6 protein-coding genes are annotated in these 19,084 nt (G+C 44.2%); 2 read left to right on the top strand and 4 right to left on the bottom strand.

Going from position 1 to position 19,084, the window contains the following annotated elements:
* Positions 1-9 precede the first annotated feature (9 nt).
* The 3 genes from ABCW47_RS00030 to ABCW47_RS00020 all read right to left on the bottom strand — a co-directional run bounded on the left by ABCW47_RS00030 (position 10) and on the right by ABCW47_RS00020 (position 16,988).
* Positions 10-14,805 carry a GLUG motif-containing protein gene (locus ABCW47_RS00030; protein ID WP_343207814.1) on the bottom strand — a complete coding sequence of 4,932 codons (14,796 nt, stop codon included), beginning with the start codon at positions 14,803-14,805 and terminating at the stop codon, positions 10-12.
* A 984-nt stretch (positions 14,806-15,789) separates the two neighbouring features.
* On the bottom strand, positions 15,790-16,359 hold the full coding sequence (gene lepB, locus ABCW47_RS00025) for a signal peptidase I (protein ID WP_343207813.1): 570 nt from the start codon (positions 16,357-16,359) through the stop codon (positions 15,790-15,792).
* Positions 16,332-16,988 carry a hypothetical protein gene (locus ABCW47_RS00020; protein WP_343207812.1) on the bottom strand — a complete coding sequence of 219 codons (657 nt, stop codon included), beginning with the start codon at positions 16,986-16,988 and terminating at the stop codon, positions 16,332-16,334. The genes lepB and ABCW47_RS00020 overlap by 28 nt, the downstream gene beginning before the upstream one ends.
* Before the next feature lie 327 nt (positions 16,989-17,315).
* Here ABCW47_RS00020 and ABCW47_RS00015 point away from each other — a divergent pair, with 327 nt between their 5' ends.
* Positions 17,316-17,711 (top strand): Fur family transcriptional regulator, encoded by a 396-nt coding sequence (locus ABCW47_RS00015; protein WP_343207811.1) that lies wholly within the window; start codon positions 17,316-17,318, stop codon positions 17,709-17,711.
* Between the two features lie 175 nt (positions 17,712-17,886).
* Entirely contained in the window at positions 17,887-18,429 is a 543-nt protein-coding gene (locus ABCW47_RS00010; protein WP_343207810.1) for an NADH peroxidase, read from the top strand.
* 115 nt (positions 18,430-18,544) lie between these two features.
* On the opposite strand, the gene ABCW47_RS00005 is transcribed toward ABCW47_RS00010, so the two are convergent.
* The coding region (locus ABCW47_RS00005; RefSeq protein ID WP_343207809.1) for a hypothetical protein at positions 18,545-19,084 on the bottom strand (540 nt) is incomplete at its 5' end.

The following is a 19,084-nucleotide window of genomic DNA, read 5'->3' as shown; positions in this document are numbered from 1 at the left end:
CCTGCCTCCTTATTCTGCCGGCGACGTTCCTTCCGCTGCCGGTTCTTTTACCTCAAATCCTCCTGTTTCCACATCCTCCTCGGGTATTCCCGCATTGTATCGGATCTGGTAGCTGAAATGACGTTTTGTCCCCGTATAGTACGGGCTGTATTCCAGGAAGTATTTCAGGTTCTGCGCCCTGCCTGCTCCAAACTTCATCTGCGGCTGTGCCGCCCCTTCCGCCGGATTGTAGTACAGGCAGGTCTCTTTCATTTCCTCTCCGTCTCCTTCGGTGTAGGACAAGCCAAGTTTTACACCCTCCGTGATCAGCTCTTCTCCCGGCCGGATGGCTATCTCCGGAGTGATCAGCTTCAGGCTTACCCCGTCCTCTCCGGCCGCTTCTCCCGGCGCTGCTGCCGCAAGGGTCAGGGTAAGAGGATAGGCGGTATTATTCTGTGCCGTCCATTCCTGGGTATAAGCTTTGCTCCGGATACCCGGCTGCAGACTGATCTGCGTTGGTACAGGCACCGTGATATCCAAACGCTTATTCTGAATACCCGGAATGGTCACGTTGATGGCCACCGACCGGTCATCCGGCACCTCCAGGATAATCCGGAAATACTGATCATCCGGGCAGTTGTAGGCCGCCGCATTGTAAAGCTTAATCCCGATCACCCCGGTTATCGGGCTGTTCAGGGCCTGGGACAGGTCAATCTCCGATCCGGTGGTCGTCTCCAGGGCAAAGCCCAGCTTAGAGTTGGCATTTACGGTACCGTAGGTACTGTAATTGGCGGCAACTGCAGCTGTGTCAGTGAGCGTATAGGTTTGCGGCAGCTCAAATCCAGCGTCCGTAGAGGACACACTATAACGCGGGAAGGTCCGGTCTGCTATACCGGTTATTTCCCCATTTGCAAGCAGGTCAGCCCGGCTCCATGCGGCATCTGCTGTTTCCACCGCCGGTAACGTCACGGCATAGTCTATGGTGGAGTAGATCGGAACAATGGCATTTAACCGGAATTCCCGGCTGGCTCCGTCTCTTGTGGCCTTTACCGTAAAACTTCCTGTTTTGTTTTTAAATACCGATTCTCCCTTGGGATTTATCACAGCGATGGAGTCGTCCGAGGAAGTCCAGGTAACATTCTTTCCCTGAATGGTTGTAGGTACGGTAAAGTCCTGGGTTAGTCCATTTGCATTATCCCAGTCATCTTCCGTATTTGCATAAAGATATATAGGAATCGCACTGACAATAGACTCAGGCGTATCTCCAAAAACTGCAAGCCTAGGGTACAAACCTTCGGATATAATCCAACCGTTCTCGGCAGTCAAACCAGAGAGTACCGTACCTGTCATCTCCTGTGTATACTTCATAGATACTGCATCCGAAATATTCGTATTAGCACTTCCCCTATTATATCCATTCACTTGTAAATCAGAATAACAGTTGACAATAACACTCTTACTGTTAACTTGTGAAGCAGCCCCAATAAAGCTTCCGGAATCACCACCGCCGTTAACGCAAACAGATGTATAGCAGTTTTGAACACTCGTATAATTTAAGGAACTGCTGCTTGATATCCTGCCAATAATTCCACCAACGCTTTGACCCTGTATATAGCCTGCCGAATAACAATTTGTTATTGTCAAGGTATCATTTACACAGCCAACCAACCCACCGCCACCATCTGAACTAGTGACAGACGTATTTACAAGAGAACACATCGTAAAACAATTGTCTATGGTACTATTTTTCAAACTGTATCCTGCAATGCCGCCAATATATCCTTTGTCTGAGGTAATACTTCCACAAGTAAAGGAATTACTGAAACTGGTATTAATCACATAACCACATAATCCGCCAATATTACTACCTGTTCCGTTTATTGTTACATCAGAGGAGCAATTGTCTATTAGAACCATGTGATCAGTATCTGTTCCCGCCGAATATCCGATGAGCGCACCCACATATTTACTATTAGCATTATTTAGAGAACCTGATATATGGATATTCCGGAATGTTGAACCTCCAATCGCATAGTCCGTCACCATCGACATTGTATTAGTTGCAGTGCTAATATCGGTGTTGGTTATATTTCCTTCTGCAGACAAATTCTTTATCGTTCCTCCCAATATATACTTGAACAGTGGCACTTGTAATGAGGTTATCGTCTGTCCGTTTCCATCTAAAGTTCCCGTAAATACATGTGAGTTAACCAGACTCCCGCCTTCTTTCAACTGTGAGAAATCTGCCTTTCCTCCACTTTCTGTAAAATCCAGTTGATAACTTGCTTTTAATGTTTCTTCCGTTGCATCCTTTCCAAGATACGTTTCCCATTCCTCCAAAGTATGAATTACTATAACCTTCTCTTCAGCATTTGGATTTTGCAGAGCAAAACGCCTTGTATAATCTTCCTCCTGATAAGATAAAGTTGCATATTTTCCAGTCAGAACAGCAGTTCCATTTTCCAGATTAATATTATCTAAACGTTCTCCTGCCCAATTTCCCGGCAAAGTTAAATCATAAGAAATCGGGCTCTTAGCTGTTTCGGCTGTTTCTCCATCTGACAGGTAAATACATGTTGAAGATACCCTGGATGCTGATTGAACTTCAGTAAATAAATTCTCCTTCATTAACTTAAGCTGGGGATAAGCCCCAGGAGTCATTATCCAGTAATCTCCGTTCGCCGCAAAGTCTGTTAGGCCATCGTTTATCATTTCGTTTGTTAATTTCCCACGTATAGTAACTGAGAAATTTCCGAGATCTTTCATTACATTCGAGAATTGCTTGTCATATACATTTTTTGTGGAAATTGCGCCATCCCCAACTAACCCGCCGCATTTGGTCAGATCGCCATATATCTGTACCACAGCATAGTTGTAATCACTATCCGCTGATGATAGTTTACCGCAGAGCCCTCCTACCATCGTTTCTCCTCTGGCCTGTCCTACCGCATAGCAATTATTCACACGGCCTTTAGACGCATTTCCCAACAATCCTCCGACTTCATAGCGACCTGTAATTATTCCGTTTGCATAACAACTATCAACAATACAATTTGTGGCGGTACCAATCAGCCCTCCAGCAGTATTTGAAGATGTTGTGACCGAAGTATTAGAAGAGCATCCCGTAATAGTCGAATTAGTTGCCGATCCTAACAAGCCTCCTACTCCATTTGTCACGTCGGAGACGACTCCTGTCACATGACAGTTGATAATTGAAGTAGAATTTGTACAGGCTGTCGACAGCATCCCTTTACCTGCCACTGTCCCTTCCAGCAATAAATTTTTGACGGATGCCCCTGAAAGTGAATATATAAGGGGCACCTTTAGTCCAATTATTTTTTGGTAATTTCCATCCAGAGTACCAGTGAAGTCCCCAATTTTGGACGAGATATATCCGGCACTGCAGCTCAAACTTGAAAAGTCACAGCTGTCTGAAGGAAAATCTAATATATAGTCTGCCTGCAGAGATGCCTTCGTCGCATTGCTTCCCAAATACATTTCCCATAATTCTAATGACGTTATGGTAATCGTACCTTCTTTCAATTGACTTTCCAGACAAAATGTTCGTGAAAATCCATTTTTTCGGTATACAATATCAAAAGAATACTGTGGTCCTGTGTACTCCGGCTTGATAGATGCTCTGCCATTGAGAAAATCAATGACTCCCATTGTTTCGCTCCAGTTTTCAGGGTTACCGACATAATATTCAAACCCACTCTTAAAGTCCTCTGAAGTTTCATCATTAGCCAGATAGATAGCAACAGTGGAAATTTCCGACAATACAGCCGACTTCTCGTTCTCAGAGAATATCCTCAGCTGCGGGTACAAATGTTCATTAAATAGCCAAACATCTTCCTCTAGTCCCAGATTTCCGGCAACAGTTCCAGTTAACTCAGTTGTCAGTTTAGCGCCTGCGCTCGCTATTTCTTCTGTACTTCCAACACCAATTCCTTTTAATGTACCAGCCAGTTGCATATCATAATAACAGTTGTTCCAATTTTCGGGATTTATACTTTTTTCGGATTTTCCAATGATGCCACCCATATTTAATATGCTCGGATTTGTCACTGTTTTGGATAGTCCTATCTTACCGGCTGCATAACAGTTAAATACCCGATTTAGTGAAGTACCACTCCCATCGCTGTTGAAACCAATCAGACCGCCCAGGTACGATGTGGTATTGATACCCTCTACATTACAGGTCGTATAACAGTTCGTTACTGTTGATTGGCCTTTCAGATAACCGCAAAGCCCCCCTGCATATATTCCGCTAACCTTGCCGACCGAAAAACAGTTAGACATCGTACCGGTATAATATCCTGCCAAACCTCCTGCATAACCACTAACTACTGCTGATATATCGCCAACATGGTAAGAATTTTTTATATTATATGTATCTCTTCCGACTAAGCCTCCCGCATATTTTCCGGTGATGTTACCTATATGGTAACAATTTTCAATCGTCGCAGCTCCGGCAGTATTAGTGCCAGCTCCAACAAGGCCTCCGTTTATACTTGATGTACCGGATATATCCGCCTCTACATAACAGTTTTTGATTTCAGCTTTGACACCATCTAAAAGTGCAATTAATCCTCCGCTGTAGCCACCCAAACCCATTATAGTTCCGGTCACCTTACAATTTTCCATGGTGAAGCCACTATAAGACTGCGCATATCCTAGTATTCCGGCAGAAACAGATGAACCCTTGATTGTTGCCGACGACGAGCATTCTTTTATTAAATGACCTGCTCCCGTTAATTTTCCTATTAAGCCGGACGCTGTGTATCCTGTCACGGAGCCATCAGTATGGCAGTTCAATATCTTACAGGCACCCCCGTCAACTATTTTTTCAACCAACAGTCCCGAACCATTGCTGCTTGCTATATGTCCTTCTATGCTTAGATCCCGAATCTCTGCATCAGTAATGAACTGAAATAATGGTTTTTTTAAGCCTGTTATTTTTTGGTTTTCACCTAACAGAGTCCCTCTGAATGGATATTTTTCATCCAGTCCACAACTGGCTGATAATTCGGAAAAATCACAGACTCCTTCCGCAAATCGTAGTTGGTAAACACCCTGCAAGGACTCTTCATCAGCACCAGATCCCAGATATTTTTCCCATTCTTTAAGATTGCGAATTAGTATAGCTTCACCCTTTAGATCCAATAAATAATCTTTTCGACATCCAGAGTCACTTACGTAGTTCAATATAATCCGTCCTGTCTCCATCGGTGTAGCTATACCATCAGCAAGTGTTAAGGCTTCTCCCTGTACACTCCAATTTCCCGAACGATTTTCATAGGCAAATGAATTTTTAACATATTCAGCGCCCTCATCTTCAAGAAAAATGGGTACTGAAGAGGTCTCCGACTGGCTGCGTGTCTTCACATCTTTACTTTCAGCAAACCAAGTAAGCTGTGGATATTTTCCATCTATTATTGTCCAAACAGGATTGTCAATAAATCCGGTAAGGTTGTTTCTACTTCCTTTTGCCAGCTCCTTTGTAGTGAAAGGAATCATATTATCACGTGCAGGACCACTGCCTGTTCCTAATTCCAGACCAGTTATCTGCCTGTCAAAGTAACAGTTCTCAACCTGGTCCGGATTACTGTATCTTCCAACCAAAGCCCCCGTGTCACCTTTTCCAATCGGCCTCATTGCCGAATAGCAATTAACCAGCCATTTTTCGAGTTTAGAACTATTGCTCAGGTATCCTACCAGTCCTCCTGTTCCATTAAAATATCCTGTAACATATCCTACCGCATAGGAATTTCTTATTGTTCCTGGGTGAAGATATCCTACAATTCCTCCAGATCCCAGACCTCCGCTAGTGTTGATCCGTCCATTCACATAACACTCATTAAAATCGGTATTTATCGCCTCGCCGACGAGGCCGCCGCCTGAAGAAGCACTCACCTCTACATCTGCATAGCATCTTTCAAAAAAGGTTGTTTTTGCATCCATTCCACCGGCACTCTGGCTACCGATAAATCCAACCATTCCACCGATGCAACCGTACATATATGTATTATTATTTAAGGGAGCAACAACGCTGCCTGTCACAGAACAATTGTAGATTTTCGCCCCATACAGATTCTCACTAGTGGTTATAATTTGTTTTGCAAGCATTCCAACGTTATGCTGAGTAACCTGTATATCTCCCTCCAGACTAAGATCATAAATCTGCCCACTTGATATTATTCCAAAAAGTGGCTTGCTGAGATTTACAATACGATAATTATCACCCAACAATATTCCGGTAAAAGGAAACATCTCAGTTCCCGCACTTGTTGAAAGAGCACTGAAGTCAGCAGTTTTGTCGGCAAAGTCCAATTGGTAGACTCCATCCAGCGTTTCGGCTGAAGCACTCGCTCCCAAGTACCTCTCCCACTCATCAAGATTATGTATCATAATAGGGGCTCCAATTACAGTCATGGATATCTCCTTCTGATATTTCTCTTTTGAAAAAAGAATAGAGGAAACTTTTTTGCCAATTATGTCTTCTCTTATTGATCCAGTATTTTCAGTTAATGTAAATGTCCCCGAAGGATCTATAATATCACACGATAATTTTTGGTATTGTATGGGATGTCTGACCGTATGGTATTCATCACCGGACGATAATATAATAGTTGTCGCTGATACCTCTGATGCAGGCTGAACTAAACTTTCTTTTCTGGAAAAACAAGACAATTGCGGATATATCCCCTCCTGTCTGTCCCAAAATGAAGCATCTGAAAATACGACCTCCGGATTATCTGCACAAGTAAGATCTTTCGTAGTTAATCCGATAATTTCTATCTTTGAGCCTGTATTACTATTATTGAAAACCGCTTGTTTGGTACCTGATATATCTTTATCATAATAACAATTATTAAATGTACTAGTTCCGCTTAATGTAGAGACAAAACCACTCCTGTATATTGCGTTTGGCAGCTGACAGCTGGCATATGCATTACTGACGATGCAGCGATACATCTCATAGCCTAGCCCGCCTGCATATTCAGCTTTTAATATTCCGGTCGCATATACGTTATCTATCTTCGTTTCTCCTGCAGAGCCTATAAGCCCGCCTGCATAGTATCCCGAGATATTAGAAATAGCAAAGCAGTTCTGAACGAATCCCCCATATATACTGCCTAACAATCCGCCATTGTTACTGTTTGTTTCGGAGTCTATCTTAACATTTGCAGTACAGCCCTTAATGATATTTGACCTTGAAGTATCACATTCTACAGAACCAACAAGCCCGCCTGCAGAACAGTAATTGTTTGTTCCTTTAAACACCTTAATCGACCCTGAGGCATGGCAGTTTATTATCTTCAATACACCAGTTTCATTCCCTGCCGTACCGGCCAGCATTCCCATGTTACTTGATATTCCGGTTGCTGTAGTCCATGTAATGTCTCCTTCCAGAATTAAGTTTTGAACAGTTCCGTCCAGAATCTTATCAAACAAAGGCCTCGCTAAATGAGAAATAACCTGTTCCTTACCATCAAGGGTACCTTTAAAGGTTAACGATGTCGTTGCAGAACTTTTTACAAGCTCCGAAAAATCACATTTCTTATTTTCAAAATCCAGGATATAGTCTGCACATAGGGTTTCTTCTGTTGCCCCCGAGCCTAAATATTGCTCCCACTCCTGCAAATTATGAATATAAACTACAGTCCCAATGAACATTAAATCAAAATTTTTAGATCTGGTTCCTGTAGAAAGCTGAACCGATAACGTGTATCGTCCCCCTTCGGTAAAATTAACCTCATTTCTGTTTATTGTTGTTTTTTCCGGCCGTTGCTTTTCTTTCCATATAAATTGATAATCTCCGCTCATTAACGGAATTTCAATTGTTTCTTTAACCGTATTTAATGTCTCATATGAACCGTTCTCCAGGCTGTCCGCAAGGAACAGACTGACTGCTGATATAACAGCTGTTTCATTATCCTTTAAAACCTTTAAGCGGGGATACAGCTTATCTGTCTTTGCCCATGAGTCTCCAGCATAAGCTTCTCCCATACTTCCCATACCATCCGGTCCGATCATTTCTTTGGTCAGCAATGCCTGTATTGATGTAGTACCAGAAGAGTTGCCGACTGCCTTTTCTGTACAGCTGATCTGCTTATCAAAACAGCACCCATCAACGCTTCCTCCAGGCTGCTCTCCCAGAAATGCACCTGTCTTGTCTGTTCCTACTGTTTTAACTGTAGAATAGCATGATGCTATGGTAAGAGCACTACTGCCTGCAAATCCGCCGATTGTCTGTTTTCCCGAAACTGTGCCGCTTGCATAACAATATTCCGCTGATCCACTGTTTCCCTGCCCTATTAGTCCTCCAAGATAAGCGTTACCCTTAACATCACTGAAAGCAAAACAATTTTTAACACTACTTCCTTCTTCCTGGCATCCGATTAATCCTCCCAAATAAGAATTACCTTCTACTATTCCGGAAGCATAACTATTCTCCAGTGTTCCGTGGCTAAATTCTCCGACTAATCCACCAACAACGTTATTACCAGAAACATCTGTTTCCGATGAGCAGTTAATCACTGTATGATTAAGCCCTTCGATCCGTCCGATCAGACCACCCGTCACATCGTTACCAGTTATGTCTGATATAACGGCACCTTTACCATGACATTCTTCTATCACAGTATTGGAACCCCGAATAATTCCAGTCAGCATTCCAAGAGGCTGTTCTCCTGAACCATACACGGTTCCTTCCAGAGTTAAATTGGAGATTTTGCCTCCCGCAATATAACCAAACAACGGTTGTGAAAGATTCTTAATTACCTGTTTATTTCCATCCAAAGAACCATAAAATGCCCGTTCCGGTTTCGCCGCGCAGCTTTCCTGCATAGCGCCAAAATCACAGCCATCCTCACCAAATGACAAACGATAATTACCGCCGAGGGACGCCTTTGTTGCCTTCGTCCCCAGATACTGATCCCAATCAGCATAATTACTGATAATAATTACTGTTCCGGTTACTTTCAGCGTAAAATCTCTGCCAATGCCAGATTTCCTGTACTGAAGATATGCTGTACCGCCTGTTACCGGTAAAGCCTTCCCACCGGCTATTGACATACTTCCAGAAGGTGTAATACTCCAATTATCGTCGGAGTCCCACAGCGTAATATCTGAAGTGACATTATTAGCTGTATCTGAAGAGTTTGCAAATGTAATTGTAAATGTTGAAATATCCGAAGCTTCCGATGATTTCAGAGCAACTAGTTTTGGATAATGGCCAGGTGAGAGTGTCCAGTTAACAGCATCATCACTAATTCCTGCTAAACCAGTTCCTTCGACTATCTCCTGTGTTGTTTTCCCATAGGATGTGGCAATGCTGTTATCCATGCCTGTTATCTTTTTGTCAAAATAACATCTTGGAAAAGAACCTCCTGTCTTTCCTCCGCATACTGGATCTGTATCCAAACTTCCAGTAACCGTGCCTGCACTGTATGTATCCTGTATAGTCCCTGATGCCACGAGCCCAGCCAGGCCGCCGGTATACTGATAACCTGACACTGATCCTGTTGCATAGCTGTCACTGATCGTGCCCCCATTATATTCTCCTATCAAACCGCCGGTTTTATCCCTTCCTTCTACCGCGCAGAAGGAAAAGCTGTTATTTATCGTTGTTTCTTCTGCCTTTCCTATAAATCCTCCGGTTGTGGTGTTTCCAGATATATTTCCACCGCTGAAACTACTCTTTATTTCTCCTGAACTAATTTCTCCTATCAGTCCACCAGTATTTATTGCGCCCTTAACCTCTGTATTACTGCTGCAATTCACAACTTGATGAACTATTTTTCCACTTACTCCCTGAATACTCCCGATCAGACCTCCAGTAGCCATTCCTGAGGTTTCATGTATGATCCGTCCTTCTACTTTGCAATTTATGATCGAAGAAACTCTGCTGGGCATAATAGTGTTCACCAGACTGCCTAACGAATCATCGCTGTTTGAATGAATATTAACGCCACTCAGGGACAGATTTTTAATCTCTCCCCCATTTATATAATTAAATAAAGGTACTGTAAGCCCGGTTATTATCTGGTTATTTCCATCCAGACTTCCGCTGAATGGAATATTTTCTTCAGAGCCAGCACTAATCTTAAGTTTAGAAAAGTCCTCTGTCTGTCCTGAAAAATCCAGTAAATAAGAACCCTTCATGCTGGCACTGGTAGCATTGCTTCCCAGATACTTATCCCATTCTTCGAAAGATGTAATTCTGATCGTCGTTCCACTGGCATTAATTACAAAACGTCGGCTCGCATTTCCCAGTTTATAGAGCAGTTCCGTTCTTCCGGATGAAATGACCTCTGCCGACTGTCCCGAAATTAAGATAGCCCCCTCTGGCTCTCCATACCACGTGCCTTCGTTTGTTCTGATTACAATCGGTCCGGTTAACGTACGTACGGTTTCTCCCTCTGGCAGAAAAATTGCTGTCGTTGATGCCTTTGAGATATCTCTTGTCTGGCTGTTATCGGCAAATGTCTTCAGCTGCGGATACTGATTTGATTCAAGAATCCAAATATCATTCTGGTCACTGATACCGGGAAGTCCATCTATATTTGCAGATGTCATTTCAGCCGTTGTTTTACCCGACTCGACAGATGTTGTTGTATCACTTATCTTAATTCCTGACATCTGTATATCATAATAACAATTGGTAAAACAGCTTGCGCTAATACTGGGGCTTCCAGCAAATTCACCTGTATAAGTATCCCCCTCGACATAGCAGGAAGAATAACAATTTTCTAATTTAGCCATGTTAGAAGCACCAAAGTCTGATACATTTCCGGCAAAGCCGCCCACCATATAACGTCCTTGTACCGAGCCAGATGCAAAGCAATTTTTTATTACTCCCTGTGTAGCACCGGCAAAGCCACCAACATAGTCTGTTCCCGAAACGACAACATTACTAAATACCTGCTGCGCTAATATCTTTGGAGTAGACAGTCCTTTTTGACAGCCGATGGTACCACCGACATAATCTGTTCCTGAAACCTCACCATCCATATAACAGTTAAGAATTAACCCGGTTTTTAGGAACCCTATAAGCCCACCGGTATACTCTTTACCGCCTTTTATACTCCCATGAACAAATGAATTCTCAATTTTGGCAGATACATCAGTGTGATCTGAGCTATATCCAATCAAACCACCTGTATAGCTTTCTCCCTTAACCCGGCCGGTAAAAGAACTATTTTTTATGACTACTGTATTTTGATCATATCCAACAATTCCACCAGTATATTGTCCGCCGGCAAGAGATAAATCAATCTTGCAGTTGTCAATCGTCACTCTATTTTTCGAAAGATTTGCATTTCCTATTAGTCCTCCTGTAATTCCTTTCCCATTTATCGATCCCGATACCCTGCAATTCGTAATCTCGCCTTTACGCTCTCCCGTAATCTCTGAAACCAAAGTTCCTATTGTTTCCCCTCCGGTACTTTGTATATTCGTTTCAATCGCCAAGTCCTTTATTGTTCCCCCGCTCATTGTATTGAATAGGGGTCGGTTCAGACCAGTAATCTTTTGATTATTCCCATTTATAATACCTGTAAAAGGATGATCTGTCGTTCCCACACTATTTTTCAAAGTACTGAAATCGCATTGTCCACCCTCAAATTCCAGATTATAACATCTGTTGAAGTTTTCAGAGGGCACACCATCCCCCAGATAAAATTCCCAGTCCTCAAGAGATTTAATTGTACATTGAGAGGAATAATTTATTTTAAAATACTTATTGTAACCATCCTCGTTTGTGTAAATAATCCTTGCCGAGTTTATTAATCCTTCCTCGTTTTCGGCAATCGTCAAGACTCCATTCTGAAATTTCATTGATTCTGCCGGATCAGAACGCCAACTTCCTGTTTCATCCGGATAATACGTAATCTTACTTTGTAATGTCAGATCTATTGAACTTTCCCCTTCAGGTAATATTAAAGGTTGAACCGACAATTGTGATAACGTTTGAAGGCCTCTGTTTTCAGAATTACTAAAATATGTTAGTTCTGGATAGTATCCTTCTGTATGCAGCCATTCTTCTCTGTTGTTAAATCCATTCATATCTGACTTTAAAAAATCTCTTGTATTTATTCCCTCAACTCCACTCATGTCAGTTGGGCCTTCCGGGAGATTTCCTGCTATTTGTTTATCATAATAACAATTCACAAAACAATCTGAACAATCTGTTTCCGATCCAAAAAAACTATATCCATCTTCTACCCTGACAGTTGAATAACAATTAACAATTGTCTGGCTTTGAGAATACCTCACATATCCAACAAAACCTCCTAAACGTAATAAACTATCCACTAAATTCTTTTCTATCAAACCAGTGGAATAACAATCCTTAATTATTCCACTGCTATTGCTGCCACAAAAACCCCCTATTGTTAATCCAATAACTTTAAGTTCACCTGTAATAAAGCTATTACTATAACAGCTTTCAATGTTACCTCCATTCAGGCCAACAAATCCACCAAGTGTATACGTTACAGGGTTTTCTATTTCGGTCTGAGAAAAACAATTTTTTATATTAGTCTTTGGATTATATCCTACAAAGCCACCAACTTCGGACGGTATATCATTTGAAGTGATAATAGAGATTCTCGCTGTCACGTAACAATTTTCTACAACAGTACAGTCTTTTAAATTACCAGCAAACCCTCCTACAGAATAACCAATACTGGTTATTTTGACCTTGTTGACATTACATTCAAAAAATTCGCTTCTTTCTGCATAGCCTGTAAATCCACCCACATATCCGGTACCACCCTGCACAAGAAGTTCACCTTGATTTTTTCCACTCTGTGCCGCATTTGTTTTATCTACTTTAGAATCAATTAAGTATCCCGCAACGCCGCCCCGGTATTTTCCTGTTCTGGATGGATCTATCCTCATTCCAGCTGTAGAATTCGTAATAGTAATATTTTTCCCATAACCAACCATGCCCCCTACATAATCAGTACCGGATAGTGCCAGGTTATAAGAAAATCCTTCGGAAGTACAATTTTCTATATTACTATTTTCCAGATATCCGGCAAATCCTCCTACATATTTACCAGTTCCCTTAGTAATATGTCCTGTAGCCTTGCAATTTTCAAAGGAAATATAGGAGCCTCGTCCAACAAATCCACCCAAATTCGAGATTCCATCTGTATCATACTCATTTAATTCACAATTGCGGAAAATAACCGGGCTCTGTGCACTTCCTGGTATATAGCCAATAAATCCGCCTCTATAAAATGTAGTTCCTTTACCGGTAAACCGATGATTTCCATCCTGTAATCTTACATTTTCTATTAATGTTTCACCTTTACCAGGTATTATTTCTTTTGCAATATATCCAAAATGCGCCTCTGTTGATGAAGACATCACTCTACTGCCCCAATACATTCTCAGATCCTTTATTGTCGCATCCTTAATGTAGCCAAAGAGTGGGTTTTGTAAATTAGAAATTGTATGCCCATTACCTTTCAAGGTACCCATAAAGGGTAATGTTTTGGAATTATACGAAGTCGTTATACTGCCAAAGTCTATATCGGTCATCAGTTCAATTGTCATTTTAGATACGCTGGAAGGAGTTTTATCATTAAAATACCTATTCCAGTCAGCGGCATTGTAAATTCTAATAACACGTTCTTCTTCCAGTCTTTCACTCAGCGCACTAACACTAAAGTCCTTCTCCTCCGCCCCCAACGCAGCACGCAGTACTCCACTGTAAACGATCCCTTCTTCGGGCGCACTTATCCCCTCTTCTTCTGCGCTGCTCTTTAAAACTGCCTTTCCCTCTTCCGTCAGGCTAATATCCCCGCTCGCACTCCATTCAATCGCTTCTCCCTCGATCTCCCGGACTAACTCAATCTCTCCTTCTACTCCCTCTATCGTTCCGCTTCCCAGCTGCAGCGCGATCGCGCTCGCCTTCGATTTCTTCTGTATTTCTATCTTTTCGTTTAACGCAAAATACGGCAGCTGCGGATACGCTCCCTCCGTATAATGCCATTCTCCGGATAGGCTGTCCTGGATTCCCGTCAGCTCTTCCGTTCCCTTCCTCTGCGCCTGCTTATCCTCCCCGCAGCTCATCCGGTAGTCATAGGTACATTCCTTTGCACTTGCTCTCTCTCCGTATCTTCCGGCAAAGGCTCCTCTTTCTTCTCCTGCCCCTAACGTATTCGATACATAGCAGGCTCCGATTCCCCCTTCATTGATTCCCGCAAAGCCGCCCAGTACAGCCGCTCCTTCCACACTTCCCGTCGCATAGCTGTTCTCGATCCGGCCTCCTTCTTTTAACACGCCAATAAAACCGCCGGTTGCCGCCGCGGTCTCATTTCCCTTCTTCGTGATCTTCACGAATGCATAGCAGTTCTGGATCAGGCTCTCTCCCTCACTCACGCCGATCAGGCCGCCCACACAGACCTCCTCTGCCGTCGTTCTTATGTATTCATCCCCTGCCGTCTCTTCCGGCTGGGTGGTATCTTCCTTCTGATCCGGCGCCGGATCAACCGGTGCTTCCGGCTCCGTCGGTACATCCGGGTCGGTTGGTTCTGTTGCTGGCCCTTCTGTTGGTCCTTCCGGCTGGTTTACCTCCGGTACATCCGGGGTTCCTGTCCCTTCTCCCTCCGCGGGTTCTCCCGGCTGGGGTACTGTTCCGGTATCTCCGGTATCCGGCGTTGTAGGTGTGGTATCCGGTACATTGGTCCCCTCCCCCGTTCCAGACGTATCTTCCTCCGTATTCACGATATCTGCTTCCGCTGCCATCGCCTTCACCGGCCCAAATAACTTCGCAACCGGGTCCACAACTGCTTCCGGCTCACCCACTGCCGGTTCCTCCGGTTTATCAGCTTCTCCAGTCCCTTCTGGCTTACTTAACTCCTCACCGGTGCTTCCCTGCTCCGGTTGATTTCCCTCCGGCTCCGGCTTACTCAGTTCTTCCTTATTCGTTATTCCTTCTTCCTTTTTATTCGTTCCTTCTCCGTTACTCCCGGTCTCCGGATTTGCCGAATCTGTTGCCTCTGGATCTTCCGGTATGTTCGGCTCTTCCTTATTTATACCCTCCCCGTTACCTTCCTGCTCCGGTTGATTCGGTTCTTCCTTCTTCGTTATTCCTTCTTCCTTATTATTCGTTCCCTCTTCATTACTCCCTGTCTCTGACTTACCCGGTTCTTCCTTCTTCTCTATTAATTCTTCATTGCCCTTCCTTACCCTCACTTCTCTCTCGGCTCTATCCCCTATCTCGATCTCTCCTACTGCTCCTATATTCCGTATCTCCGCTCCCTCTATATGCGCCGCTAACAGTCCATACCCTTCTATGTATCCCTCTCCCGCTCCGTACAGCTCTCCTTCTCTTATCGTTCCTTCTACTACCAGGTTCTCTATCTTCGCCCCCTGCCCTACTTTCCCGAACAGCGGCCTGCTCAATCCTTTTATCTCATGGCCTGCTCCGTCTAACTCTCCCACGAACGGCTCCACGTTATCCCCTATCGTGATCTCTCTTCCTGTCAGGTCCAGATCTGCCGTCAGGACATACTTCCCCCCTGGTTCATACTCTTCACTCTCTATGCTTAAGTATCTCTCCAGCTCTCCGATACTTCCGATTTCTCTTCCATTCTCCCGCAGCGCCAGTACCCTTCCTACTCCGCTGATTAACAGCACCCCCGCTGCTACCATCACCGCCAGCCCCGCCAGCCAGCCCCATCTGCGCTCTGCTCTCTTCTGGTTTCTTCTCTCTCTCATGTCCCTCACCTTTTCTTTTTCTTGTCTTTTCCCGTCTCTATCTTCTCAGAGCTTCCCTCTGTCTTTTCCCTACTCCATCCGATTCCTTACTCTTCTCCACACATAGACCACTTTCCCCTTGATCTGCTCTTCCTTTATCACTCCAAACTCCCTGCTCCGGCTGTCCAGAGAACTCTCCCTGTTATCCCCCAGCACAAACACCTCTCCTTCCCCTACTTCATACGGGTACTCGATGCTGCTCTCACTCTTCTCTTTTCCTACCGCATACTTCTCTTCCTGCGTGACCTCATTTCTTCTTACCTTCCCGCTTCCTTCTTCGATCTCTATCTTATCTCCGCTCTTTCCTGCCACTCTCTTCAGCAGCTTCCCATACCCCGTCTCGATCACCGCTACTTCTCCTACCTCGATCTCTCTCCCTCTCCGGTATACGATCACGTCTCCCTCCTGGTACGACGGGTACATCGAATCTCCCCATACCATCCGTATCCCGATTCCCAGCGTCAGCACGTAGAGCACCGCCAGCACAGCCGCTGCTCCTGCCAGCACAACCGCTCTCCTTCTCCTTCTTCTTCTCTTCCCGAGCTCTCTTCTTTCCTCTTCTACCAGCCTCTTCAGCCTTGCAAGCCTCTCTCTTCCCATCGGCCCTCTCTCTCTTGCTCCTCTATCTCACTCAGCAGCCTCTCGTATGCTTCCCCGCTTCGGTTCAGTTCCTCCCGGCTTCTTCTTACCAGTCTCTTCAGTTCCTCTCTCTCTTCCTCCGCCTGCCGTTTGATCCGCCCTGCCTCTTCTCTTCCTTCTCTCCGGATCTCCTCCGCCTCTCTTCTGGCCTCTTCAAATACCTCTCCTAACAGCCTTCCGCTCCTGCTCTCGAACTCTTCGATGCTCATTCCTCTTCCGGCAGATACAGGCACTTCCCTTCCTGTCCTTCGCTCCACTTTCCTCTCCCGGTACCCGGACAGCTCTGCTTCCAGCTCTTTCTTTCTCTCCCTCAGCATCTCCGCTTCTTTTCTTAGCTCCCTCGTCTCCCCGTACAGGCTTTCATTCCTCTTCATCTGCTCCAGGAACATCTCATAGATCTTCTCCGCGCTTTCTTTTCCTTCCTTATATAATAGAAGCACTTCCTCTTTCTTCCTCAGTTCTCTCTCATGCTCCTTTTTCTCTTCCTCCATCTGTTCCAGAAGGTCGTACAGAAAGTCCATCACTTCTTCTTTCCGGTAGCCCATCAATCCCGTCCGGAATGTGATCCTTGCCAGTTCCTTTTTCTCCATATCCATTCCCCCTTCTTTCCCAGACAACAGCCTAAGACAACCATCTGCCTTCTCCTTAGCCGACGCCTGTCTCAACTTTTTATTTGCCTGTACTTATACGACATTTCTTTTTATCAGATATAAAACTAAATCAGAGGGGTTAAATGAGTTTAACCGCCTCATTTTTAAGCCATTTTTATCATCCAATCTGCCTATTTTTTGTATTTCATTATGAAATGTCGCAAAGTATCTTACTTTACGTTAAATAGAATTCTTACTTGACATTCTCCCCTCTCCTTCATATAATGAAATTAATAACTATTACTGATAAGAGAGGAGGATTGATATATGCCAGCACTTAAGTTCAGCCGACAGCGTGAGGCGATCAAGACCTACCTGGCCGGTACAAAAGAACATCCGACAGCAGACACGGTTTATTCTCACATTAGAGAGATTTATCCGAATATCAGTCTTGGCACGGTATACCGCAATCTTAATTTACTGACGGACACCGGAGAGATACAGAAGTTGTCCTGCGGAGAGTCGGGCGACCGATTTGACGGAAATGCTTCCCCCCACTATCATTTCATCTGTAATAAATGTCACAGGGTATTGGATTTGGATTTGCCGGATATGGACATGATCAACGAGATGGCGTCCAAATCATTTGATGGGAAAATCGAGGGACATTCCACTTATTTCTATGGTATTTGCGGAAATTGCTGTAAAACCGCTGAGAATTAGAAAAACAGACCGCTCATGTGGCCTGCGGCCATATAGAGCGGTCTAGAAAAAAGTTTTATGAAACTATTGACAAATTGGCATAAGTTGGTTATTATATAAATATCAGTAATGATTACTATTACTGCACAGTAAAAATATTTTATTATATACATAAATAAAAGGAGAGATAAGTATTATGAAAAAGTTTGTTTGTAAAGTCTGTGGTTACGTTCATGAAGGGGATTCCGCTCCCGACTTCTGCCCTATCTGTAAAGCTCCTGCTTCCAAGTTCGAAGAGCAGTCTTCCGATATGACCTGGGCTGCTGAACATGTCGTCGGCGTTGCTTCTGATGTTTCCGATGATATCAAAAAAGATTTAAGAGCTAACTTCGAAGGTGAATGCTCTGAGGTTGGTATGTACCTGGCTATGGCCAGAGTCGCTCACAGAGAAGGCTATCCAGAGATCGGTTTATACTGGGAGAAAGCTGCCTACGAAGAGGCGGAACATGCCGCTAAATTTGCGGAGCTTCTCGGTGAAGTGGTTACCGACAGCACAAAGAAAAACCTGGAGATGAGAGTTGCCGCTGAGAACGGTGCTACCGCCGGCAAATTCGACCTGGCAAAACGGGCCAAAGAAGCGAACCTGGATGCGATCCATGACACCGTTCATGAGATGGCAAGAGACGAGGCTAGACACGGCAAAGCGTTTGCTGGTCTGTTAAAGAGATATTTCGGCTAATTAAGTTCATCTACTCTATTGCTACAGAAGGGAGCGTTTTCACGCTCCCTTCACTTTTTACAATAAGCACAGAATGTTTCGTTTTTATTGATTTTGATCTGGTTCCTTATGTAGATTATTCTACCGGTGCCGGGTCTGCCTTTGGCACAGCAGTTACCTTTAACGTCGTTACTACGTTGTATTCCCCCGCTGCAATCTCTCCATCCGCGTCATTCTTCTGTCCGAATACTTTCAGGCTGAGGGTTCCGTCTTTTTCCAGGTTCGTTGCCAGCTCCACCGGGGTTGCCAGTGGGGCAGACAGCTTATACGTTGTCATTACGGTTGCACTATCCTCATCCTTCGGCGCCAGTGCCAGGTCTACCAGGCCTAACAGCCCTCCGTTATCCTTTACTTCTGCCAGCTCGATTTTTACTCCGATTGTAGAGTTGTTCGTAATTGTTCCCGTTGACGTGATCAGGTTCTTAAATTTACCAGCATCATCTGTCCCGATCTGGAAATTAATGCTGGATGGCAGTACCACGCTGATTAAGTCTGCTCCCGGCTCTCCTACCGTTCCCTTTAACGTCATGTCATTGCTGGTTCCATCCTTGGTCACTTCTGTCGTGCTCTTGTCGGTTACATCCTTTGCGAATACCGTGCTTCCCATGCTCATGGT

Origin of the sequence: Anaerolentibacter hominis (assembly GCF_032380675.1) — a bacterium.
Lineage (GTDB): Bacteria > Bacillota > Clostridia > Lachnospirales > Lachnospiraceae > Anaerolentibacter > Anaerolentibacter hominis.
The sequence above is the reverse complement of the archived record's forward strand: the minus strand, read 5'-3'. Positions and strand labels throughout refer to the sequence as shown.